Origin of the sequence: Advenella sp. FME57, from assembly GCF_014897675.1 — a bacterium.
Classification (GTDB): Bacteria; Pseudomonadota; Gammaproteobacteria; order Burkholderiales; family Burkholderiaceae_B; genus Advenella.
In genome coordinates this window covers 19481-44133 of sequence record NZ_JABUXU010000009.1, presented here as the reverse complement: position 1 = coordinate 44133, position 24653 = coordinate 19481, and the positions used below count along the sequence as shown (strand labels likewise).

The following is a 24653-nucleotide window of genomic DNA, read 5'->3' as shown; positions in this document are numbered from 1 at the left end:
ATGGCAGGTTTTATCGTTATAGTGCCGGCCCGCGCCGCTTCTACTCGGCTGCCCGGTAAAATGCTGGCCGATATCGGCGGCCTGCCCATGGTCGTGCGTACTGCCCAGCAGGCGGCACGCTCTGCGGCCAGCCAGGTTTACATTGCCACCGATGATCCGCACATCGCCGACGTTGCGCGCCACCACGGCTATACGCCTTTGCTTACCCGTGCCGACCATCCGTCGGGTACCGACAGGCTGGCCGAAGTAGTTGCGCAGCTGGCACTGCCGGATGATCAGGTCATCGTTAACGTTCAGGGTGATGAGCCTTTGATCGAACCGGACATCATCAACCTGACGGCAGGGGATCTGCTAGCCCACAGCACGGCCGCCATATCAACCTGCGCCTATCCGCTGGCTGGCCAGCAGGATTTTTTCAATCCGAATATTGTCAAGGTGGTTTGCTCGACTGACCAGTACGCGCTGTATTTTTCCCGGGCACCCATCCCTTGGGCACGCAACCATTTTGCTGCCGATAGCGCCTGTTCCGGGACCGAGCCATCCGCATTGCCTACAGGTTTTCCCGCATTGCATCATATTGGGTTATACGCTTATCGTAGCGGGTTCCTGAAAATTTTCCCGTCCCTCCGTCAGGGGCCGCTGGAAACCTTCGAGTCGCTCGAACAGCTCCGGGCACTGGAGCACGGGTTCCGTATCCACGTGCTGGTGACCACCAGCGCGCCCATGCCGGGCGTCGATACACAGGAAGATCTCGAACGAGTTCGCGGTTTTTACCGCAACTCGGTTTAATTTTGCAATGCATCATATAAAATAGCATTCCGTCAGTAACACATAACAACATCCAGGAGGGATCCATGCGTCTCATTTTGTTAGGGCCACCAGGCGCAGGCAAAGGCACTCAGGCAACTTTTATCACCCGGAAATACGGTATTCCGCAAATTTCCACGGGCGACATGTTGCGTGCAGCGGTCAAAGCCCAAACTCCTGTCGGCCTCGAAGCGAAACAAGTGATGGATAATGGCGGACTGGTGTCCGACGACATTATAATCCGGCTGGTCAAAGACCGCCTGCTTGAAGATGACTGCAAAAAGGGTTACCTGTTTGATGGTTTTCCACGCACCATTCCACAAGCCGATGCATTGAAAAATGCCGATATCGGCCTGGATTACGTCATTGAAATCGATGTTCCCGAAGAGGACATCATCGAGCGCATGAGCGGGCGTCGTGTACACCCCGCCAGCGGACGCACCTATCATCTGCGGTTCAATCCACCCAAAGTGGAAGGCAAGGACGACCTGACCGGCGAAACTCTGGTACAGCGCGATGACGATCAGGAAGAAACCGTCAGAAAGCGTCTGGAAGTCTATCGTAATCAGACTCGGCCCCTGGTCAAGTACTATTCCGACTGGGCCGCACAGAATGACCCCAAGGCGCCGCAATATGTCCATATTTCAGGGGTAGGCAAGGTGGAAGAAATTACCCGCCGTATCGAACAAGCGTTGAACCAATCCTAACATCGCGAGGAAAGTAAATGGAAATCAGGGATAAAGTTTTTATCGTCACCGGCGGTGCATCGGGCCTTGGCGCCGGCACGGCAAGAATGCTGGTCGAACAAGGTGCACAGGTTATTATTGCCGATGTTCAGGACGAGCCGGGCCAGCAGCTTGCCAGCGAACTGAACCAGCAATACGTACACTGTGACGTTACTCTTGAAGAAGACGCGAGCGCCGTCGTGAACGCCGCCACGGCTGCCGGAAAGCTGGTCGGCCTGATCAATTGCGCCGGCATCGCGCCTGCTTCGCGTACGGTTGGCAAAACCGGGCCGCACCCCCTTGATCTTTTCCAGAAAGTCATCGCTGTGAACCTGATCGGTTCATTCAACATGTTGCGCCTGGCTGCACACGCCATGAACAGCAACGAGCCGGAACCCACAGGGGAGCGCGGCGTCGTCATCAACACGGCGTCGGTGGCTGCCTATGAAGGGCAGATCGGCCAGGCCGCCTATTCGGCCTCAAAAGCCGGTGTCGTCGGCATGACATTACCCGTTGCCCGCGATCTGGCCCGCTCCGGCATCCGCTGCAACACCATCGCTCCCGGTATTTTCGGCACGCCCATGATTTTTGGCATGCCCCAGGAAGTGCAGGATTCGCTGGCGGCAAACATCCCCTTTCCGTCACGCCTGGGAACACCGCAGGATTACGCCAAATTGGTCTATAGCATCATTACCAACGAAATGATCAACGGCGAGACCATTCGGCTTGACGGCGCCATCCGGCTTGCGCCAAAATAATTTTTACTGTCATCCCGATCACAGGCACGTGAGTTCGCCAAAGGCGTAATATTCACGTGCCTTGTTTTTTTCTGACAATTCCATGAGCCTTTTACGGTCTGCCGCCACCATCAGCGGCCTTACCTTGCTGTCGCGCATCTCGGGCCTGGCCCGCGATATTCTGGTTGCCCGAACCTTCGGCGCCAGCCCGCTGACCGACGCGTTCTGGGTTGCATTCCGGATCCCCAACCTGTTGCGCCGCCTGTTTGCGGAAGGCGCTTTCTCCCAGGCATTCGTGCCGATTCTTGGCGAAGCGCGTAACCGGCACGACCAGGACAAAGTCAAGGTGCTGCTGGATCACGTATTTATCGTACTGCTTTATGCGCTAATGCTGATCACCGTCCTGGGCATTATCGCTGCGCCATGGGTTGTTACCGCGATGGCCACCGGGATGTCCCACGCATCCACTGATACCGCGTTTGAATCCGCTGTATGGATGACGCGGGTGATGTTCCCGTATATCCTGTGCATGTCGCTGGTCGCCTTTGCCTCTGCCGTGCTCAACACCTGGAGCCGGTTTGCCATCCCGGCGTTCACGCCCATCCTGCTCAATCTGTCGATGATCTTGGCCTGCGTGCTGTTTACGGACATGTTTACCACGCCCGTTTACGCCCTGGCTGTAGGCGTCATGCTTGGCGGTGTCGCCCAGTTGATCATGCAATGGGTAGCCCTGGCAAGGCTGGGACTGACTCCCCGGTTTTCATTGAATGTCAAAAACGCCTGGGCCGATCCGCTGGTGCGCAGGATCATCCGCCAGATGGGACCGGCGACACTGGGCGTGTCGGTCGCCCAGATCTCTATTCTGATCAACACCAATATTGCAACCTGGTTGCCCGCCGGCAGCGTCACCTGGCTCTCGTTCGCCGACCGGCTGATGGAATTTCCCACCGCCCTGCTGGGGGTTGCGCTGGGGACAGTGCTATTGCCCAGCCTGTCGGCTGCACACAGTAAACAGGATACTCAGGCCTATAGCCATCTGCTAGATTGGGGCCTGAAACTGGTACTGCTGCTCGGATTGCCCGCCGCCCTGGGGCTGGCGCTGGCTTCGGACGCGCTGGTTGCCACCCTGTTCAATTATGGCGCCTTCAATGCCGCCGACGTACAGCAAACCCGTCTGTCGGTCATGGCATATGCGGTCGGGCTGATCGGCATTCTGGCCGTCAAGATCCTGGCGCCTGGTTTCTACGCAAAACAGGACATTCGGACACCAGTAAAAATCGCCATTGGCGTACTCATTTTTACGCAAATCATGAATCTGATTTTTGTCCCGTTTATCCACCACGCCGGCCTTGCGCTGTCCATCGGACTGGGCGCGACGGTGAACGCACTATGCCTGCTGGTGGGGCTGCGCCGCAAGAACATTTACCAGCCTCACGCTGGATGGCTGGCTTTTTTCGTAAGACTGACGCCCGCCGTGGTCGCACTGGCCTTGTGGATTCTGTTTTTGCAGCAATATATGAGCTGGACCGCCCTGACTCCTGGCACCATCAACACATGGATCAACGGCGCACTCGCGCAGCTATTGCCCGCGCATGTGACCTTTACCCTGTCGCGCCTGCTGACATTGATTACCCTGCTGGTTTCCTGCGGGCTGGTCTACTTCGCTGCGCTGTTCCTGGCGGGGTTTCGGCCAGCCGATTTCACGCGCCGTCGCTGACAGCGCCAATGCCCGTGCCGACCACGACACATCGGATCACGGGCCGCCAGCGCGGGATTGTTGTTGTCCTAAGCGCACAAATCTGTAAAAATGCGGCGTAAACCAGTGTTTTTGCACAGATTTCTTGCATACCACGATGAATATGCTAAACTACCAGACTTTGCTGAATTAACTTAATTAAAGAACTACCATGGCCAATACTGCACAAGCACGCAAACGTGCACGTCAATCCGTTGCTCGTAACAAACACAACTCCAGTCTGCGCTCACTGCTGCGCACGTCTGTCAAACGCGTACGTCAGGCAATTGACGCCGGCGACCAGACTGCCGCAAACGAAGTGTTTGCCAAGGCAACCAGCGTCATTGATCGCGTAGCCGACAAAAAAATCATCCATAAAAACAAAGCTGCCCGTCACAAAAGCCGCCTGTCTGCTGCAATCCGCTCAATCAGCGCCTGATCTGCATCTCTGGCAGTACCTTGCCGGGGCAGGATAAGCGATAGCGCGCACCAGCCGCATCGCACCAAATACCGGCAAGCCTCACGGTTTGCGTCAATGGTAATCATAAAGCGTGGCTTTAGGCCGCGCTTTATGCTTTGTCGACTTTCGGTAATATACCGATATACGCTCACGCCCCCAAGCCATTGCCTCGCCATTGAGTTAAATTGCGTTTTCTGTCCAACAGTTTTCGTTCGCGACAGCCTATGCACGCCTGACGATTCCTGGAACGTGAGGCCCAAGCCACTTCGTACCAGCTGCGACACTTATTGAATACAAAATACGCCCGGGCCCCTGGCAAAAAGGCCCTGCGCGGACCGACCATGCGTCACATGCCCGTGTCCAGGCCGACCGGTACAATTTGCCTACAGACAACTTGCTCGCAATACGAACGCAAATCGCTATCTTCGTCTGCCGCACCCCACTCCCGACCATCGTCACACTCAGTGCGCATTGCGGATATTTTTCCGCTCGCAGCGCTCAGAAACTGACATGACATACGCAGACGCTGCCAGGACATACGCCGATATCCCCCGGAAAAACCGCCGATGCTGTCTGGATAATGCGACACCCAACCGGCCACAAGCTACGCGCGCAGCATCCACCCCCTTATCTAAAGGGGTGGGTCTAATTACGAGAACGGGTCAGACAAATCTGGAATAAAAGGGAGAAATCGAAAGACAATCAGCGTGTCCGTTCGGACGTTTTGAGCTTGTTATCTTTGGCAAAGTCAGCGACAAATTTCCAGGCCAGGGGCTCGAGTTCGCGCAGGCGAAAGTCAACAATCACACATTTGACGCCATCAATGATATTGGGCACAACATAGGGCGAATAGGTAATGTGATTTCCCGGGCCAACATTGCCGCCGGGGCGAAAGTGCGACATCACGCCGGCGAGCCTTTCCGCCCAGTCGCTCGGGCGAAAGCGCTGGCCTTCTTCGGTCACTCCGTGGATAATTAATTGTTGCACTTCAATTATCTTCAAGAAAAAGTCTCTTGCAATAAAAACCGTCAGAGAACAAAGATATACTAAAGACAGAATTGTATATGATAGCGTCTGGCGGCACCGGCAATTTGCCGGGTTATATGAAAGAAACAACAGATATATCCCGGTGCCGGAACACGCCCATTCCCTCTCAAGACAATCGCCTGGCATCTCCTGCACGGAGTGCCGCCGGGAGCCATATTTTGTTTTTCTTTTTCCTGTTTACTACGGGTTTTCTGTTTTATTTGTTTACCTGTTTATTTGTTTACGTTAGCGACTGAATCATCCTGCCATGACAACCTTGCAATCGACCGGCCCGATGCGGCATTTCCTGCAGATCAAAGACTTTACTTCTGACGAACTCCTCTACGTGCTCAATCGCGCGCTGATCATCAAAAGCAAATTCAAGCGATACGAGCCGCATATGCCGCTGCACGATCGTACGCTGGCGATGGTTTTTGAAAAAGCCAGCACCCGCACCCGAGTATCGTTTGAGGCCGGCATGTACCAAATGGGCGGTTCGGTGATTCACCTGACCACCACAGATTCGCAACTGGGTCGCGCCGAACCGATAGAAGATACGGCACGCGTGATTTCTCGGATGGTCGATATCATCATGATTCGTACCTTTGAACAGACGCGTATCGAGCGCTTTGCCGCCCACTCGAGGGTACCGGTCATCAACGGACTGACCAACGAATTTCATCCCTGCCAGATCCTGGCCGATATCCTGACTTATATGGAGCATCGCGGCGCCATCAAGGGCAAAACCGTTGCCTGGATTGGCGACGCCAACAATATGGCCTATACCTGGATTCAGGCAGCCCAATTGCTGGGGTTCAAAATGCATGTCTCGGCTCCTAAAGGTTACCGCCTCGAAGAAGACCGGATTGCAGGCGTTTCCAGCGATGTGCTGGAACAGTTTGACGACCCGGCCGCCGCATGCCGCGGCGCCAGTCTGGTTACCACCGATGTGTGGACCAGTATGGGCTACGAAGAAGAAAACGAAAAACGCAAACGTGCATTCAAAAACTGGCAGGTCAACAGCCAGCTCATGCAGGCTGCGCAATCGGACGCGTTGTTCATGCATTGCCTGCCTGCGCACCGTGGCGAAGAAGTCACCGGCGAGGTGATTGACGGCCCGCAAAGTGTCGTCTGGGACGAAGCTGAAAACCGTCTGCATGCACAAAAGGCTCTGATGGAATTTCTGCTGCTCGGACGATTGCCCGACGTACAAGCCTGAGACTGCCAGCAATCATGAAACGCGTTAAAATACCGTCTATGCGTCGCATCTGAACACGCGCAGCAGCAAAGGTTTCATGGCAATATCTGCCACAAGCCCCTGATGCAGTGTTACGCGCTGCCGGACATCCGGCGGCCCGCCTCAGCCCGACATCCGAGCTATTTCTCACAACCTGCTAAATATACGAGTTCCTAATGAGCGAAGTCAAAAAAGTTGTTCTCGCCTACTCCGGCGGTCTTGATACCTCTGTCATTCTGAAATGGCTGCAAGATACCTATCAGTGTGAAGTCATTACATTTACCGCCGATATCGGACAAGGCGAAGAGCTTGAGCCCGCACGCCGCAAGGCTGAAAAATTCGGCATCAAGCCCGAGAACATTTTTATTGACGATTTGCGCGAAGAATTCGTGCGTGATTTCGTTTTCCCCATGTTTCGCGCCAATGCAGTATACGAAGGCGAATATTTGCTGGGCACCTCCATTGCCCGTCCGCTGATCGCCAAACGCCAGATCGAAATTGCCAATCAGGTCGGCGCCGATTCCGTATCACATGGCGCAACCGGCAAAGGCAACGACCAGGTTCGTTTCGAACTGGGCTATTACGCGCTGAACCCCGCCATCAAGGTTATTGCGCCATGGCGCGAGTGGGACCTGCTGTCGCGCGAAAAACTGCTGTCCTACGCTGAAAAAGCAGGCATCGAAATCGACATGAAACACAAGAATGGGGGCGCACCCTATTCCATGGACGCCAATCTGCTGCATATCAGCTTCGAAGGCCGCCATCTGGAAGACCCCAAGGCCGAAGCCGAAGAAAGCATGTGGCGCTGGACGGTCTCTCCCGAACAGGCTCCCGATACCCCGGAATATGTGGATCTGGAATACGAACGCGGCGATATCGTCGGCATCAACGGCGAAAAGCTCACGCCGGCCCAGGTGCTGACCAGACTGAACGAACTGGGTGGCAAGCATGGCATCGGCCGTCTTGACCTGGTCGAAAACCGCTATGTCGGCATGAAGTCCCGCGGATGTTACGAAACACCGGGTGGCACCATCATGCTGCGCGGACATCGCGCCATCGAGTCCATTACCCTTGACCGCGAAGTCGCCCATCTGAAAGACGACCTGATGCCCCGCTATGCAGCTTTGGTCTATAACGGATATTGGTGGTCTCCGGAGCGCAAGGCGCTGCAGGTGCTGATTGATCACTCTCAACAGTTCGTCAATGGCTGGGTACGCCTGAAACTATACAAAGGCAATGTTTACACCGTCGCCCGTGATTCAAAAGATACCTTGTTTGACAAAACCATTGCTACCTTTGACGATGATGGTGGTGCATACAACCAGGCGGACGCGGGTGGCTTCATCAAGCTGAACGCGCTGCGTATGCGCATTGAAACCACAGCTGGCCGTAAATAAATTACTGCGCCCTGTTATGAACTGACCGCCGGCTTTGCCGGCGGTTTTGTTTTATCTGCACGATTGCCCGGAGCAGCCGGGCGATTGCCAACAAAAAGCGCAGTACATATACCGAAGGGGCTGCCGGCGTGCAAGCGTGAGCGGCAGGCTCTGTCCCTTGTTACGTCGTTTAATGCCATGTTACGTCGTTAGGTGCCATGCTACGTCGTTAGGTACCCTGCACCTCCTCGCTGCGCTGTCAGGCCATTGCTGCCTTGCAAGGTAGTTGCGACCGCGTAGTCGTTGCAGCGTTGCCGCGTTTGCCTGTTGGTATTGCCGCAAGCACCCGGGTATGTGAGACCGGATATGCCAGGCTACAGTTCGACCTGTATGCCCATTTCAATCACCCGATTGGGCGGAATCTTGTAAAAACGCGTACTGCGCGCTGCGTTGCGGGACATAAAGGCAAATAGCCTGCGGCGGTAGCGCTTGATCAATGGCGCACGGTTTGACACCATGATGGTCTGGCGCGACATGAAATAGGACACCACCATCGGCGACAAATCAATCTGCGGATGTGCTGCATGAACCTGCTCGAGCACTTCGGGTACATTGGGTTCCTGCTTGAACCCATAGGTCGCCGTGACCTGCCAGGCATTAGCGTCGACCTCGGAAATCACAAACCTCTCCTCCTGCGAGATAAAAGGCACATCGGCGCTTTTCACCGACAAAAAGACCAATTGCTCATGCAATACCTTGTTGTGCTTCAGATTATGCAACAGGGCTGATGGCACACGCTGCGGATTCGAATGCATGAATACCGCCGTGCCCGGAACGCGGGGCACAGTATCGTGCAACAGCATATTCAGAAACGGCTTAAGTTGCTGCGCCTCGTCAATATCAATCCTGTCGAGCCTTTCGCGTCCCTTGCGCCAAGTCATCATCAGCGTAAACAACCCCAACGCAATGAGCAATGGCAGCCAGCCGCCCTCTTCGATCTTGATGGCATTGGCCGAAAACAGCAGCACGTCAATAATCAGAAAAATGCAGAGCAGCACGTAAATAAAGGTCCGACGAAACCCCTTATACATGCCGGGCATCACACTGAAGGCCAGAATCGACGTAATCAGCATCGTACCAGTCACAGCAAAGCCGTATGCATGAGCAAGTTTTTCAGAACTCTGGAACACCAGCACAAGAACGATCACAGCAACAAAGAGCAGCCCATTGACGCGCGGCATGTAAATCTGCCCTTCTTCTTCGCTTGAAGTATGCAGTATTTCCATGCGTGGCCACAGACCGATCTGCACTGCCTGCCGCGTGACCGAAAACGCGCCCGAAATGACAGCCTGAGAGGCAATGATGGTTGCCATGGTCGCCAGAATGACCATGGGAATTTGCCCCCAGACCGGCACAGACATGAAGAACGGATTTTTCGCGGCGGCGGGATTCTGAATCACCATGGCGCCCTGACCGAAATAACAAAGCAGCAAGGCAGGCAACACAAACCAGAACCAGGCCCGGCTGATGGCCGGTCGTCCGAAATGACCCATATCGGCATAGAGCGCTTCAGCACCAGTCAGCGCAAGCACAACATACCCAAGCAGCAGAAAACTGTGCGCCGGGTCATTGATGATGAAGCGCAAGGCATATATCGGTTCAAGCGCCAGCAACACCACTGGATTGTCGATGATATTCCAGATACCCAGCAATCCCAGCGCGAGAAACCAGACAAACATGATCGGCCCGAACAGACGCCCGACCAGCCCGGTCCCGTGAGACTGGATCATGAACAAGCCAATCATGATGATGATCGATAGGGGTAGAATCCAGTGATCAAGCCGGTCCGAAACAACACTGATGCCCTCCAGCGCCGACAGCACCGAAATGGCCGGGGTGATAACACTGTCACCATAGAACAGGCAGGCACCGAAAATGCCGAGTACCAGCAGGATAGGCCGATACCCGGGTTTGATGTTGCGGATCGCCAGTTCCATAAGCGCCAGCACCCCGCCCTCGCCCTTATTGTCGGCGCGCAGCACAAGAATGACATATTTTACCGAGACCACGATCATGACCAGCCAGAACAGGATGGACAGGATACCCATTACGGAATCCTGACCCACGCCAACGCCGGCGCCGTTCAGGCTGGCCTGGATGGTATACAGCGGGCTGGTGCCAATATCACCATAGACCACCCCCAGGGCACCAAGCAGCATGCCGGCGCCAGGGGATTTCTTCGAGTCCTGCTGCATTATTTATCAACCTTTGAACGGGTAAGCCGGGTGCCGATACGCGGTCCGGGAAAAATCACGGTAATCTGCGTACCCTGAATTTGCGGCCGGCTCAGCAGACTCCACCAGGCGCCGTGGGCTCGGGTAATTTCGCGCACGATGGTCAGGCCCAGACCGGTTCCTGTGGCATCTGCCTTGGGGGACCGGTAAAATGCATCGAAAATCTGTGCCGCATCATCGGGATCAATGCCGCAACCATCATCACGCACGGTGAGCGATGGCGGATTGGATCCCACGGTCAGCGTAATATTACTTGCCCCCTGGGCATACTTGAGCACATTGTCGATCAGGTTGCCCAACAACTCTTCCAGCAGCAATACATCCCCGTCTATCCATACCGCAGTGTCGGGGGCATCCAGAAAAAGATCAACCCCATGCTGCCGCGTCTTGGGCACCCATTCCAGGCCGGCGTTCTGCACCCATTCGCATAAATTGATTTTTGTAAAAACATCCTGGGGACGAATGCCCGGATCGGCCCTGGCCAGCACCAGCAACTGCTGCCCCAGGTGAATAAGGCGATTGCTGATGGTTTTGATTCGCTCGGCACGCTCCCTTACATCGTCGGGCAGTGCGCGCGCCAGCATCAGCTCCGACTCCAGGCGCAGGCCCGCCAAAGGCGTGCGAAACTGATGCGCCGCGTGGCCGATAAAGCGACGCTGGGCCACCAGAGACTCGTCCAGCTTGCGCAACAAATCATTCAGGCGATCCAGCAAGGGCAGCAGCTCGGTGGGCACGTTGTGCAATTCAATAGGTTGCAGATCCTCTTCGGAGCGCTGGGAAATCTCTCCGGCCAGCATATTGACCGAACGCAACCCCGAGCGCACCCCATAGAAGACCAGCCAGGCAAACAGTGCCACCAGCAGCAGTTGCCCAATGATAATGACAATGAAAATATCCTTGACAACCCAATCAAGCGCATCCTGCATAATCAACAGGGTTGCGCTGAAATCAAGAATAATGAGAACTAGCAGGGCCGGGATCAGGCGGATGATCAGATGACGAAACAAGGAACCTTTCTGAAGAAAGGAACTGCTGCGCCGGGCACCGCCACGTTTGGGATTGGTCATGGAATAAGAGAAAAGGAAGTCCTGGCGCAGATTCTAGAGCATCGCCCCAGCTGGTTCAACGTATTCTCAGGCCGTGGTGACAGCCGCATCATCGATTTCAAGAAGATAGCCAAACCCACGTACGGTCTGGATTGACGTACCGGTGCCCTCCAGGCGCTTGCGCAGACGGTATACATAGACTTCGACCGCATTTTCACTGAAATCGGCATCCCAGGCCGAAAGCGAATTGACGATCTGACGCTTGGTGACCACTCTACCTGGGCGGGCCATCAGCATTTCGAGCACTGACAATTCACGCACCGACAGGTTCAGCCGCTCGCCATGGACACGCACTTCGCGACCCACAGTGTCAAACTGCAGCGGCCCCACTTCTATGACCGGACTGGACTGGCCGGACTGGCGCCGCGCAAAGGTACGCACCCGGGCAGCAAGCTCGGACAGCTCAAACGGCTTGGTCACGTAATCATCTGCGCCTGCGTCAAGTCCGGCAACCCGGTCTTCAACATCATCGCGGGCAGTCAGAATCAGCGTCGGTTCCTGATGTCCCTGCACCCGTAATTGCTTGAGCACCTCCAGCCCGTTCATATCCGGCAAATTCAGGTCAAGGATAAGCAATTGGTACACCTGACCTGAAACCGCGCCAAAGACCTGGCTTCCGTTGGACACCCAGTCGACTGCATATCCCTGTTCGCGCAAAAACTCTTGCAGGGCTGAACCCAGAATATTGTCATCTTCGATTACTAAAATTCGCATATTGATTCTGCCTGTTGTTTAACGGTCCGCTATGCCCAACTTTCTGACAAAAAGCTGAAATTTCAATCACTTAAATTGAGACCAGACCATTATTCTACTCAATTTTGCCCGGCTGCTTTTGATTTTTTGTGCACCCGCGCAAGTGAGCAGCCGACGGACCTGGCACTCAAGACGGCTGGCAAGCCTCGTGCCACATATAGACAGCGGTACAGTGCCGCCTGGTTACCGGGTACGCGCAGTATCGCCCGGTACGTCCGGTCATTTGCTGTGCAACAATTGTGTATCGACAATTCCGGGCGCCTGTACACGAATCCGGCTGCCCGACACATGTGGAATAACGTCCACTCGCAACGACATCTGTTCTTTGAGCTCACTAACATGAGAGATAATGCCGATGGTTCTGCCTCCTGCCTGCAGATCGATGAGCGTTCGTATGGCCAGCTCCAGCGACTCGGCATCCAGGCTACCGAATCCCTCGTCAATGAACAGGGTATCAAGGCGAATCCCGCCAGCATAGGCTTGCACGACGTCAGACAAGCCCAGGGCCAGCGCCAGTGCGGCCATGAAAGACTCGCCGCCGGACAGCGTTGCAACGGCGCGCTGCTGACCCGTGTACTCATCCATGACATCCAGATCCAGACCCGAGGCGCCGCGACCGGCCTGTTCACGACGAATCAGTTGATAGCGCCCGCGACTCATTTTACGAAGACGCAGCGATGCGCCGATCAGCACATCATCCAGCAGCACGCTCAGCACGAAACGCTGCAGGCTGACTTTGCTGCCCTGGCGTCCGGAAGCAACATCGCTGAGCGTGCCATACACCGCATACTCTTCATCCAGCGCCGCACTGCTTGTTCTGATTTTTACCAGCCGGTCCTGCAAGGTGGTGAGTGCCAACAGACGATCACGGATCTGCTGCCAGGCCTGCTCGGCTTGCTGGGCCATGGTGGCAGCGACCTGTTCCTCGCGTAGACATTGCTCAAGATCAGGCTGAACCAGGCCATCGAGCGCCTTGCCCAGTTCGGCGTACCGCCCTCGAGTCTGATGCAGCTCTTCGTAATAACCGTCTATCGCACTTTGCAGCGCCGCACATTGTGCCTCATCCCGTTGTGCGGCCTGCCAGTTGCCGGTGCCGGCAAACTCGCTGTGCTGCAAGGCGTGCTCGTACTTATGCATCGCAGCCACATGAAGCTGATTATCCTGCGCCAGTTGCTCCCGCAGCGCAGTGATCGTAGACTGCAAACCCAGAATCTGGTCCTGTCGCTGCCGAACCGTGTTCTCGGCCTGACGCCATGCCTGGGTCAGGTCTTCAATCTGCCGCGTCAACCCGTCGATCTGCAAACGCAGTTGGGCTTCGGAACGACCGTGCTCCGGCAGTTCCTGCTCAAGCATGTGCAATGTCGCCTGCTGGCTGCCGTGTGTCACGCTCAATGTCTGAAGACGCGTACGAAGCTCTGCCAGGGTCTGTTCCTGCGTATATTGATCCTGTTCCAGCGTCGCCAGCAGGCGCAGGCCCTCATCCAGCTTTTGGCGCGCGTTCAGGCACGCCTGCAGTTGTTTCTCCTGTTCCTCGAATCTGCTTTGCAATTGCGTCAGGTCCGAGTGCGCATCTTGTCCCAGTGCTTGCCGGCGCTGATCCAGCTCGATCTGCCCTTCGCCGCACTGACGCGCCAGTTGTGCCACCCGGGCCTCGTGGGCAGCCAGGCGCTGTCCTGCCGCCTGTACCTGCTGCCTGGCCTGGCGCAGCATCTGGTCGCTGATCTCATGGCCATCCGAAGGCGCCGGTGCCGGATGAGACACACTGCCACATACCGGGCATGGCAGCCCTTGCTGCAAGCGGGCAGCCAGCCGGCTGGCCTGACTCTGATGCCAGGCCAGTTCCAGACGGTCCTGTTCGCGCTGGGCTGACCGCAAGGCCTGCTGCAGGTGGCCCTGCTCGTTCACCGCTTCTGCCTGATCGTCGCGCAGCGCCTTCAAACGCCCGGCCAGAGCATCACAGGCCAGCCATTCGCTCAGGCGCACCTTGTTGTGCGTGACCGCTACACTCTGGTCTGGCAATGTCGCCACCAGCGCTTGTAATGCCTTGTGCTCTTGCTTCATGTCCGCCACGCGCTCAAGCCTGGCTTGCTGCTCTGCCGTCCGGGCCTGTAGCGCAAGGCGCGCCTGGGTCAGATCTGCATTTAGCGTAACTAACCGCTGCTGCTGGCGATGCCACTCCTGCGCCTTGGGAAAGAGCGCCTGCAAGCGGCTGCGTTCGACATTGAGCGCAGCGGTTTGCTCGTAGGCGATGGCGTGGGTTACCTGGTCTGCTTTCTCCTGCGCCAGCTGCTGCGTGAGCGTCTCAAGTCGCGACTGGCTGTCGGCCAGGCGCGCCTGGGTCTGCGTCAACCGCTGGCTGATTTGATCGGCGCTATCATGCAATTGCCGCAACTGTGCCGCAGCACGGGCCTGGCGTAACGCGCTTTCCTGCCCGCCGATAGCGGCCTGGCGCTGATCCAGCTGTGCCAGTTGTACGGTCAGCGCATCGCGTTGCTCGAACTGCGCGCGTATCCGCCGGGCCTCTTCGATCTTGCGCTGAGCGCGCATATGCAGATCGACCGCGTCGGTGCGACGGCTTTTTGCCAACGCTTCTGCGCCAGTTAGTTCGGCAATGTCGGGGGCAAGTTGCTTTTCGTCTGCGATATCGGCCTGTTCAAGCAATCCGGCTATCTGCAGCTCATTGGCCTCGCGACGAGTACGGATATCTTTGGCCCGTTCCTGCAATTGCAGTTCGATCTGCCGGAAGACGTCGGTCTGGAACAGCTGCGCAAACAGGGCTTCGCGCTTGAGCGACGTTTCCAGCAGCAGTTCGCGAAACTTGCCCTGCGGCAATACCATCACCTTGCGAAACTGTTCGGCTTTCAACCCGGTGAGGCTTTCTACATAATCAGTAATCTGCCCGGCTTTTTTGGCAACAAGCACCTTCGGCGTGGCGTCGGTCAGATCAAGCATGACGCCTTCAGTGCCGATCTCCCTCAGGCCGCTGCCCCGGGTTTTGGGTACCCGCTGTGCAGGCTGGCGCTGGATTTCGTATACCTTGCCGCCAAGCCGGAAGCCAAAAACCACGCGTGCCACTGTCGCAGGATCGGCCAGGTCCGAACGCAGCGAACGCGGGTCTTTTTCATCGCCCGTGGTCTCCCCGTACAGGGCAAAACAGATGGCATCGAGCAACGTGCTTTTGCCGGCCCCGGTTGGGCCGTTAATCAGAAACAGCGGATTAGGCCCCAGCTGCGTGAAATCGAGCTTCTGCTCGCCGGCAAATGGCCCGAAGGCCTGCAGATGCAAATACAAGGGAACCATTTATGCTTCCCTTTTCAATACATTATCGACCACACTCTGCATGGCTGTGCTTTGCGCCTGCGTCATGGGCTGCCCGCTGACCTGTTCAAAAAAGTCGCTGAACAGTGAAAACTCATCACGGCGCAGCCTGGCGGCTGACATCAGCGGCCCAGTCTCGTCCTGGTAAAGTTGGGGTTTTTCCATTTGCAGCAAATTCGGATATACCGCTCGCAGTTTCCCCATGGGGTCAAGAATCGCGTGATCATCGGTCAGCCGGGCAAGCAAATAGTCGTCGCAATGTGCGTCGGTCTGTGCTGCACGAACCAGGTCGTCCAGCTTGCCTTCGATGGTGCGCACTTCATGTCGCGGATACAGCGGCAACGGCGTAGCCGCGGCGACGCCGTCCTGATCGATGTCAACCAGCAGCACGCCTTTCTTGTGTTTTTCTTCGGAAAAACTGTACTTGAGCGGCGAGCCGCTGTAGCGTATGCGCCCCTGCCGAAATGCCTGAGGCCCATGCAGATGGCCCAGCGCCACGTAGGCAAAACCCTCGAACAACGCAGCAGGAACCTGGTCGGCGCCGCCGACAGCCAGCGGGCGTTCGGATTCGCTTTCCTGGCTTCCTGCCAGAAAGCAGTGGCTGATCAGGACATGAACGCCCTGGGCCGGTTTGTTTCGGGCAATTCGCTCAATCAGATACCGGTGCGCCTGTTCATAGCTGTCAATGGGTTCCTGGGCAAACACCCGTACCTGTATCGGATCCGTATAGGGAATGCCATGAAAATACAACGGCCCCATTTGCGTCTTGACCATAACCGGCTGCAGCATTTGCTCGTAGTCGGCAATGATATGCACACCGGATGCGTTCAATGGGGTCGCGGCAAAACCCAGCCGGTCAGCACTGTCGTGGTTCCCGGGAATAATCACAACTGGAATATTCAGGCCGTGCATGCGATTCAGAAAATCATTCAACAGTCGCACGGCGCCCGCAGGTGGGACTGCACGATCGTATACATCACCGGCAATCACCAGCGCATCTGCCTGATGCTGCTGGGCATAGTCTGCAATTTGCTGCAGAACATGGGCCTGATCATCCAGCAACGGGTGATTGCACAGCGAACGACCCAGGTGCCAGTCGGAGGTATGGATAAATTTCATGAAGCACAACAACGCAAGAAAGGAAAAAATGACCGGGCTACCCAGCCGGGCGCCGCGCCGAAGCCCGATATGTTCAGGAACAGCACAGCCGACAGGCTCTATCTTATCCTGTCAGTGAGCCTTTATCATCCCTGCATTTGTACGCTACTAATTTTGGCGATTAGCGTCTAATGGGTTGACAGCCGGATACCGCCTGCAATAATATAAATTCATTACAGGCCTTCTGACGAAGCCCTGTATGGGGGAATTTAGTCCAACTTGCTGCCCCGACATTCGGTCAAACCAGCTAAACAGGAGCGCTCAATGAGTATTTCTGCCCCATCCCCATCATCTTTTGCATCCACTGCCGGCAACGCCGTCAAAATCATTGTGGATAGTAACCAGGCCTCGCACATCGACCCCACCGGCAACTGCTATGTCAATCCTCAGGATTGTGCAGTACAGTACAGCCCAGGCTCTACCGCCTACATTTTTGATATCGAATTTTTGCAACAACTGCGCCGGCATTTACGTAAGGCCGGCCGCTTCGAACTCGACGTTACGCCGCTGAACCACGACCTGAAGCACGTTGCCGCCTCGTTGCTCACTGTCCTGCAAAAGAACGTAACACCAGGTTGACCCATCCCCTGTTGATGTTAGACTGCATATACCTTATTGCACATATCAGAAGGATTGACCTATGTACAAGTTGAATGAGCATGGCCGCGAATCGATCAGCACCTTCCTGGACGCTGTCGCCAAACCTGGCACTGCCCGTGACGCGTTTATGGTCCGCGCCGAGCAAATTGCCAATGAGTCGTTCGCAGTAGATCAGAATGCAATCATGGATATTCAGGGACCCGATACGCAAAGCGGGGACGCCGAATCGATGCAATTGCTCAAAAGCTGGTTCGACCTCGTCTGAGGCAGTTGCTCCTGCACGCTGCCCGGGATTGACGGCAAGGCCGATGCAAGACCGGGTATGCGAAATATACGATGCGCAACGCAGGGCAACATGCCAAGTTGCGAGCAAAAGAGATAAAAATCAGCTGAGCTGAAAATACCATCAAACCACATCTACATTTAGAAGACGTCAAAGACTCATGGCCTTTACTCATGGCCGTTACTCATGATCTTTACCACGACCTGCATTCTTGATCGCCGCGTTGCCGCATGCATCTGGTCAAGCCGTTTCTGTTTCGTCTTGTCGACCCGGACGCGGGCGTGTTCTTAGTTTGAAAAAGTTCGTGAGACGCACTTCGATGCCCGCGATTGTTTGCTGTGCTGTGCAGCGCTTGTTGCAGCAGCAATAACAGGCCATGCGGTTATCCTAAACACCATACTGCCCCCTAAGCGCCGTGTAGCATCAGGGTCATTGCCGCTAGCCAATGCTACACAACATGGTCGCATGAAAAACAAAAAAGGGCTTACGATAAATTCGCAAACCCTTGATTCGTATTGGTAATTGACCTTCGGATTGGTGGGTGCTACAGGGGTCGAACCTGTGACCTACGCCTTGTAAGGGCGCCGCTCTACCAACTGAGCTAAGCACCCGTCGATCAACTAAGCATTAAATTATAAGGAGGTCTGAAAGACAATGCAAGCATTTTTTTACGCCGCATGTTCTTTTTTGTGAAAATGTGACACTACTGCAACTATCACCAGGCCCACGAGCAGGCCGACCACAAAATGCACCAACAAAGTAAGGATGGCGTCCAGCATGCCGGTGCCGTGTCCCGGCAAGACAGACTCGAGCCAATGTTCAGCGCCAGGAATACCGTGCAAAATGATGCTGCCACCAACCAGGAACATTGCAATGGTTCCGACAATGGACAGCAATTTCATCAGATACGGGGCAAGCCAGAGAATGCCCTGCCCGATCTTTTGGGCGATACTGCTCTGCAAACTGGACAGGTACAGCCCCAAATCGTCCAGCTTGACGATACCGGCGACCAGCCCATAGACAAAGACCGTAATCAGCAACGCGATCACGCTCAGAATAATCACCTGGGTCATGATGGGCTCGCTGGATACCACGCCCAGAGAAATGACGATAATTTCAGCTGAAAGTATGAAGTCGGTACGAACGGCGCCGCTGATTTTCGTTTTCTCATCCACTGGTGCTGCCTGCCCTGTCTGCTTTTCTTTTCCCTTGTGGAAAAACGTATGAATGACCTTCTCCGCCCCCTCAAATGACAGGAATGCACCACCGAGCATCAACAGCGGCAGGATCAGCCACGGAACAAAATAGCTGATCAGCAAGGCGGCGGGCACCAGAATCGCTTTATTGAGCAGCGACCCTTTGGCCACGGCCCAGACAACCGGCAGTTCCCGATCGGGGTTGACTCCCGTGACCTGCTGTGCGTTCAACGCCAGATCGTCACCCAGCACGCCCGACGTTTTTTTCATGGCAGTCTTGCCCAGTACGGCAACATCGTCAAATGTCGCGGCGGATCCCTTGACGGCGGTCTTGCTCATCAGCGCCACGTCATCCAGCACACTTGCAATATCGTCCAGTAACGCCAATAGGCTTCCAGCAGCCATAATGTTCCCCATTTAAGTATTTTGTAGATGTCGGATATCGACAACGGTCTACTCGTGGCAATGCAGCAGCTTAACGCTAGCCAAAATAATACTTGAGTCTGGCGAAAATAATAAAGGCTTTTCTTTACAAATAATCTTTTTCCAACCGGCGCCGACCACGACAAGGGTACCGGGCGCCGCGATCTGGTAAACAAAACACCATTTCAAACAGCATAAAGACCGCCCAATAACGACAACGTGCAGCAACGACCAAACAAAAAGCCGACTGCTTTTTCAAGCAACCGGCTATTTGTTTGTTTGCGATCCCCAACTGCCATGCGCAGCGGCGACCCGCTCTCGACTATGAATTAGTTGACAGCGTCTTTCAGTGCTTTACCTGGACGGAACTTAGGCACTTTGGCTTTCTTGATTTTGATGGCTTCACCTGTACGTGGATTACGGCCAGTGCGAGCAGCGCGGGTAGAAACGGCAAAAGTACCGAAGCCAACCAGCGTCACGGTACCGCCTTTTTTCAGCTGTTGTTTAACAGCAGCGATAACGGCATCAAGAGAGCGGCCAGCAGCAGCTTTAGAGATATCTGCTTTGGTAGCAATGTATTCAACGAGTTCTGTTTTGTTCATTCAGACAACCCCAAGTTAGTAAATTATGATGGTTAATTCATCCGGAATATAATCGCCTCTAAATCAATGACTGTCAAGAAAAAAACCTGGCAACAGCCGCATATTTATTAGCTTTTTAACAAATTTCAATCAAAAACGAAATATTGTGTTTTTTTTCATACACCCCGGCACGGTGCAAAAAGCAGATTTTGCTTTGTCTATTTCCCCATGCAGCGATCAAGTGCCTGAGCAAAATCATTGATCAGATCAACTTCATCTTCGATGCCCACAGAGATTCGCAACAGGTTATCGCCGATCCCCATTTGTGCGCGCCGCTGTGCACCCATTTCATAATAAATGGTATGCGCCACCGGCAGCGACAGAGTCCGCGAATCACCCAAATGCGTTGCCAGTATAACAACGTCCAGCGCATTGAGAAAATCAAAACAGTCAATGCCGTCAATCAATTCAACGCCCAGTAGCGCGCCGTAACGGCCACCAAAAAGCCTTGTGGCCAACTCGTGTTGTGGGTGATCGGCCAGCCCGGGATAACGTACGCTTGCAATCCCTGGATGGGATTGCAAAAATCTGGCCAGCGCAAATGCATTGGAGCAAGCCTGATTCATACGCAGGGCAAGCGTTTCGGCGCCAACGGCGATTTTGTGCGCAGCCTCTGCGGACAAGGTTCCGCCCATATCGCGCAGCCCTTTCTTTTTAATCTGGGTCAACCCCCAGCTGTCAGGACTGCCTTTTTTATAATCATCGTAAATATTTGCATATGTCGACCAGTCATACAGCCCGGTGTTGGTAATGGAACCGCCCAGGGCGTTGCCATGGCCACAAATATATTTTGATAAGGAGTTCATGACCAGCGCCGCATGCACATCGCGGCCCTTGAGCAGATACGGTGATGTCAGCGTATTGTCTACGACATAGACCAGATTATGGTCGCGACACAGCAAGCCGATTTTTTCCAAATCGGCAATCTGGGTTCCCGGATTGGCAATGGTTTCGACAAACACCATGCGGGTTTCAGGCCGGATTGCCGAGCTGACGCTGGCGGCGTCGGACGGATCTACAAACGTGATATCAATGCCGAAATGCGTCAGCGTACCCAGCAGGCTGTTGGTGTTGCCGAAAATGTAACTACTGGAAATAAGATGATCACCCTTGCGCAGTAGCGTCAGGAATATGGCGCTTAACGCGGCCATGCCAGTGGCAAAGGTGACGGTTCCCTTGCCCTGCTCCAGCAAAGTAATTTTATTTTCCAGCGCCGCCGTGGTCGGCGTGCCCTGACGCGCGTAGGTATATCCAGGCTTACCCTGAAATACCGCGGCCAGTTCACGCGCATCATCATAGGCGTATTCGGTCGACACATGGATGGGCTTATGGATGGCCCCATGTTCTATACAATCACGCCGGTCGGCGTGCAACACAGTTGTGGTCAGCTGTTTTTCCTTCATATTGCATCTCTGATAAAAATTACTTTCTCTGACGGACTGTTTCAAACAGACAGACCGCACTGGCAACGCTTACATTCAGGCTTTCGACAGACCCCAGCATCGGGATCCGGACCAGCTGATCGCAGGTTTCCCGTGTCAGCCTCCTGAGGCCCTCGCCTTCTGCGCCCATGACCCAGGCCACCGCGCCCCGGGCATCGACCGCATGCATATCGCTGGGGGCCTCATCATCGGTACCGACAAGCCAGATATCCCGTTCCTTGAGCGCCCGCATCGTTCTGGCCAGATTGGTGACCATGATATAGGGCACGGTATCGGCAGCGCCGCAAGCAACCCGCTGCACGGTTGCGTTCAGGCCGACAGCGCGATCCTTGGGTGCGATCACCGCATGCACGCCGGCCGCATCTGCGGTACGCAGGCACGCGCCCAGATTATGCGGATCGGTGACGCCGTCCAGGATCAGCAGATGTGCCGGCTCGGTTATGACATCGAGCACATCATCGACATTGACTGCCAGTTGTTTAGGGTCCGCCACGGCTACCACGCCCTGATGACGCACGCCTTTGGCCAGACCTTCGAGCCGGTCCGGCGCCACGGGAATGACCTTGATTTTATGTTGTTTGGCCAGGTCAACCAGGCTCTGCATGCGCTTGTCGCTGCGCGAGGCTTCTATATAAATTTCCCGGATGGAATCGGATGCGTGACGCATTCTTGCAGTCACGGCATGAAATCCTGCCAGTATCTGACGGCTAGACATAATAGGTTCCTGAACTCAATATATTTACCACCCGATGCGCTGATCCCGGCGGATACACGCATCGGGCTCCTGATGGCTTAATCGCTGATATCGTGATTGATCAGCGCCGGCGGGATGCCTTCTTGCCGGCAGGCTGTGCAGCCTTTTTACCGGCCTTTTTTGATGCGGCCCGACGCTCAAGGGCCTGCTGCCCGCGGCTTTTGATGCCGGCCGGCTTGGGCTTGGCCGCCCGTTTGGATTGTCGCGGCGGTGTGTCCTGGCGCTGGGCTTCCTTGCGCAGCGAATCGTAGGTGATGCCTTTGACCAAGGCAAACTCGATGCGCCGCGCTTCCAGATCCACGCGCGTTACCTGCACCTGCACACTGTCGGTCAGCCGGTATTTCTTGCCCGTGCGCTCGCCGCGCAATTCATTCAGACTTTCGTTGAACTGGAAGTAATCGGTTCCCAGCTCTGACACATGCACCAGACCTTCGACATAAAGCGTATCGAGCGTGATGAACAGGCCAAAGGACGTGACACCAGTGACCTTGCCGCTGAATACTTCACCCACATGCTCGCGTACGAACCAGCATTTGAGCCACGCTTCAACGTCGCGCGAGGCATCGTCGGCACGGCGCTCGTAGGCCGACAGCACGATCCCCAGCTTCTCCCACAGGGCGTGCTCATGTTGCTGGCGTGACTCGCCTTCCACCCACGCCACGCCGGCCGTTTCCGGAACATAGGCGCGTTTGGCCAGAATTGCCTTGATGACTCGATGAGTCAGCAGATCTGGATAACGCCGGATAGGCGACGTAAAATGCGTATAGCTGGGATAGGCCAGGCCAAAGTGCCCGCCATCATCGGGGCTATAGATCGCCTGCTGCATGGAGCGCAGCGCCATGGTCTGGATGATCTGAAAATCGGGGCGGGCCCGTGCTGCATCGAGCAACGCGGCGTAATCCTTGCCGCTGGGTTCGTCGCCCCCGGCCAGGGACAGGCCCAGCGTGCGTAGGTATTCACGCAGATTTTTCAGTTTTTCCGGTGTAGGACCTTCATGCACACGATACAGGCTCAGGCGCTTATTGGTCTTGACGAACTCGGCCGCGCAGGTATTAGCGGCAAGCATGCATTCTTCGATAAGCTTGTGTGCATCGTTGCGCACATGCGGGACGATTTGCTCGATTTTGCCCAGTTCGTTGCTGATGATCTTGGTTTCGATGGTGTCAAAATCCATCGCGCCGCGCTGCTTGCGGGTGCCTTCCAGCAGTTGATAAAGCGTATACAGGTCCTGGATATGCGGCAATACATGTTTTAAGGCACGGGCAGTGGGTCCGTCAATTTGCTGCAGCGCCGTCCAGATCTGGGTATAGGTGGTGCGTTCATGCGAATGGATGACCGCGTTATAAAACTGATAGGCTGCGACCGTGCCAGCCTTGGCGCCGGTGGCGGGTATTACCATGTCGCACACCAGCACCAGGCGATCTACCTGCGGATTGAGCGAACAAAGTCCATTGGACAACTTCTCGGGCAGCATGGGAATGACTCGCCGCGGAAAGTAAACGCTGGTGCCACGCGCTAGCGCATCGGTGTCAATGGCATCTTCCGGGCGCACATAATGGCTGACATCGGCAATAGCCACCAGCAGGCGCCATCCCTTGCGCCGCCGTTGTTCTGTACCGATATTGACCGGTTCGCAGTAGACAGCGTCGTCAAAGTCGCGAGCGTCCTCGCCGTCAATCGTAATAAAAGGCACGTCACGCAGATCAACGCGGCCGTTCAGATCTCGCTGCACTACGGTTTCCGGCAATGCATCGGCCTGCGCCAGCGCCGCCTCGGAAAACCCGACAGGCACATCAAACTTGCGTACCGCAATCTCGATTTCCATGCCCGGGTCGTCAATTTCCCCGAGTACTTCGATGATGCGTCCGAGCGGCTGAGTGTGGCGGGTAGGCTGTTGCACGATCTCAACCGTGACAACCTGGCCATGCTGGGCGCCGCCCACATCCGATGCGGGCACCAGGATATCATGCTTGATGCGCTGGTCTTCGGGCGCCACCACGTATATACCCTGCTCCTGCAGCAGACGACCTACCAGCCGGTTGGTGCTGCGCTCCAGCACCTCGACAATGGTACCTTCGGGCTTGCCGCGATACTCTCCGGTGGGCTTGACCTGCACCCGATCGCCATGCAATACCTTGAGCATTTCTCGTGGCGACAAAAACAGATCCTGACCGCCATCTTCAGGGATCAGAAAGCCGAAACCATCGCGATGCCCCTGAACACGGCCGATCACATAATCTTTGGGCTTTGCCGTGACCTGCCAGCCCAGTGGCGTATTGTCCAGCTGACCGTCACGCTGCATGGCCGCCAGGCGTTTTTCCAGCCCGTCTACGCCGCCCTGCCGGGTCAGATTGAAGTGATTGATAAGCTGCTGCAAGGGCTGCGGTTTGTCGGCGCTACGCAGCAAACTGAGTATATTTTCCCGTGAAGGGACGTCCGGATCGTAATCGTGACCGGGTTCGGGCAGCGGCAGCGACGACTGCTGGGTATTAGCTGATTTTTTTCTCGTTGCCATGCGTAATTTCTTTAAAATTGGATGAGTTGCACACCGGCCCGCGCGGGGCCTCTGGGCTTTAGGTTAT

At 55.5% G+C, this 24653-nt stretch carries 20 protein-coding genes and 1 tRNA gene; 9 read left to right on the top strand and 12 right to left on the bottom strand.

The genetic code is table 11. From position 1 onward, the window contains the following. The 5 genes from kdsB to rpsT all read left to right on the top strand — a co-directional run bounded on the left by kdsB (position 1) and on the right by rpsT (position 4443). Positions 1 to 789, top strand: a complete 789-nt coding sequence (kdsB, locus tag INT32_RS11750; RefSeq protein WP_193088927.1) for a 3-deoxy-manno-octulosonate cytidylyltransferase — start codon at positions 1 to 3, stop codon at positions 787 to 789. Positions 790 to 854: 65 nt separating this feature from the next. Further along, entirely contained in the window at positions 855 to 1514 is a 660-nt protein-coding gene (gene adk / locus INT32_RS11745; RefSeq protein ID WP_193088926.1) for an adenylate kinase, read from the top strand. Between the two features lie 17 nt (positions 1515 to 1531). Further along, positions 1532 to 2290, top strand: a complete 759-nt coding sequence (locus tag INT32_RS11740) for a 3-hydroxyacyl-CoA dehydrogenase (RefSeq protein ID WP_193088925.1) — start codon at positions 1532 to 1534, stop codon at positions 2288 to 2290. Between the two features lie 82 nt (positions 2291 to 2372). Beyond that, positions 2373 to 3986 carry a murein biosynthesis integral membrane protein MurJ gene (gene murJ, locus INT32_RS11735; RefSeq protein WP_193088924.1) on the top strand — a complete coding sequence of 538 codons (1614 nt, stop codon included), beginning with the start codon at positions 2373 to 2375 and terminating at the stop codon, positions 3984 to 3986. Positions 3987 to 4176: 190 nt separating this feature from the next. Continuing rightward, on the top strand, positions 4177 to 4443 hold the full coding sequence (rpsT, locus tag INT32_RS11730; protein ID WP_193088923.1) for a 30S ribosomal protein S20: 267 nt from the start codon (positions 4177 to 4179) through the stop codon (positions 4441 to 4443). A gap of 723 nt (positions 4444 to 5166) precedes the next feature. Here rpsT and INT32_RS22155 read toward each other — a convergent pair. Continuing rightward, positions 5167 to 5466 (bottom strand): DUF3579 domain-containing protein, encoded by a 300-nt coding sequence (locus tag INT32_RS22155; RefSeq protein ID WP_014751133.1) that lies wholly within the window; start codon positions 5464 to 5466, stop codon positions 5167 to 5169. A 292-nt stretch (positions 5467 to 5758) separates the two neighbouring features. Between INT32_RS22155 and argF the strand changes: the two genes are divergently transcribed. Then, positions 5759 to 6709, top strand: coding sequence for an ornithine carbamoyltransferase (gene argF / locus INT32_RS11720; protein ID WP_193088922.1), 951 nt, complete (start codon positions 5759 to 5761; stop codon positions 6707 to 6709). Positions 6710 to 6903: 194 nt separating this feature from the next. Beyond that, positions 6904 to 8124 (top strand): argininosuccinate synthase, encoded by a 1221-nt coding sequence (locus tag INT32_RS11715; RefSeq protein ID WP_193088921.1) that lies wholly within the window; start codon positions 6904 to 6906, stop codon positions 8122 to 8124. Positions 8125 to 8477: 353 nt separating this feature from the next. Here INT32_RS11715 and INT32_RS11710 read toward each other — a convergent pair whose 3' ends face one another. The 5 genes from INT32_RS11710 to INT32_RS11690 all read right to left on the bottom strand — a co-directional run bounded on the left by INT32_RS11710 (position 8478) and on the right by INT32_RS11690 (position 16693). Continuing rightward, a complete protein-coding gene (locus INT32_RS11710; protein WP_193088920.1) occupies positions 8478 to 10358 on the bottom strand; it encodes a potassium transporter Kup in 1881 nt (626 codons plus the stop codon). Continuing rightward, positions 10358 to 11464 (bottom strand): HAMP domain-containing sensor histidine kinase, encoded by a 1107-nt coding sequence (locus tag INT32_RS11705; RefSeq protein ID WP_193088919.1) that lies wholly within the window; start codon positions 11462 to 11464, stop codon positions 10358 to 10360. Before INT32_RS11705 ends, INT32_RS11710 begins: the two co-directional genes overlap by 1 nt. A gap of 66 nt (positions 11465 to 11530) precedes the next feature. Beyond that, positions 11531 to 12217 carry a response regulator transcription factor gene (locus INT32_RS11700; protein WP_193088918.1) on the bottom strand — a complete coding sequence of 229 codons (687 nt, stop codon included), beginning with the start codon at positions 12215 to 12217 and terminating at the stop codon, positions 11531 to 11533. Between the two features lie 258 nt (positions 12218 to 12475). Beyond that, positions 12476 to 15556: an AAA family ATPase gene (locus tag INT32_RS11695; RefSeq protein WP_193088917.1), complete on the bottom strand. Its 3081-nt coding sequence runs from the start codon at positions 15554 to 15556 to the stop codon at positions 12476 to 12478. Then, on the bottom strand, positions 15557 to 16693 hold the full coding sequence (locus INT32_RS11690; protein WP_193088916.1) for an exonuclease SbcCD subunit D: 1137 nt from the start codon (positions 16691 to 16693) through the stop codon (positions 15557 to 15559). Between the two features lie 303 nt (positions 16694 to 16996). Here INT32_RS11690 and INT32_RS11685 point away from each other — a divergent pair, with 303 nt between their 5' ends. Both INT32_RS11685 and INT32_RS11680 read left to right on the top strand, forming a co-directional pair. Further along, a complete protein-coding gene (locus INT32_RS11685) occupies positions 16997 to 17311 on the top strand; it encodes a hypothetical protein (protein WP_193088915.1) in 315 nt (104 codons plus the stop codon). Positions 17312 to 17372: 61 nt separating this feature from the next. Further along, positions 17373 to 17597 carry a hypothetical protein gene (locus INT32_RS11680; protein ID WP_193088914.1) on the top strand — a complete coding sequence of 75 codons (225 nt, stop codon included), beginning with the start codon at positions 17373 to 17375 and terminating at the stop codon, positions 17595 to 17597. Positions 17598 to 18150: 553 nt separating this feature from the next. On the opposite strand, the gene INT32_RS11675 is transcribed toward INT32_RS11680, so the two are convergent. The 6 genes from INT32_RS11675 to rnr form a co-directional block, all read right to left on the bottom strand. Next, a tRNA-Val gene (locus tag INT32_RS11675) sits at positions 18151 to 18226 on the bottom strand. A gap of 57 nt (positions 18227 to 18283) precedes the next feature. Continuing rightward, on the bottom strand, positions 18284 to 19216 hold the full coding sequence (locus tag INT32_RS11670; protein WP_193088913.1) for a DUF808 domain-containing protein: 933 nt from the start codon (positions 19214 to 19216) through the stop codon (positions 18284 to 18286). Positions 19217 to 19563: 347 nt separating this feature from the next. Continuing rightward, positions 19564 to 19836, bottom strand: a complete 273-nt coding sequence (locus tag INT32_RS11665; RefSeq protein ID WP_014751147.1) for an HU family DNA-binding protein — start codon at positions 19834 to 19836, stop codon at positions 19564 to 19566. Between the two features lie 197 nt (positions 19837 to 20033). Further along, entirely contained in the window at positions 20034 to 21278 is a 1245-nt protein-coding gene (locus INT32_RS11660) for a cystathionine gamma-synthase family protein (RefSeq protein ID WP_193088912.1), read from the bottom strand. Positions 21279 to 21297: 19 nt separating this feature from the next. Next, positions 21298 to 22032, bottom strand: a complete 735-nt coding sequence (gene rlmB, locus INT32_RS11655) for a 23S rRNA (guanosine(2251)-2'-O)-methyltransferase RlmB (RefSeq protein ID WP_193088911.1) — start codon at positions 22030 to 22032, stop codon at positions 21298 to 21300. A gap of 100 nt (positions 22033 to 22132) precedes the next feature. Next, positions 22133 to 24586 (bottom strand): ribonuclease R, encoded by a 2454-nt coding sequence (gene rnr / locus INT32_RS11650; protein WP_193088910.1) that lies wholly within the window; start codon positions 24584 to 24586, stop codon positions 22133 to 22135. Between the last annotated feature and the right edge of the window lie 67 nt (positions 24587 to 24653).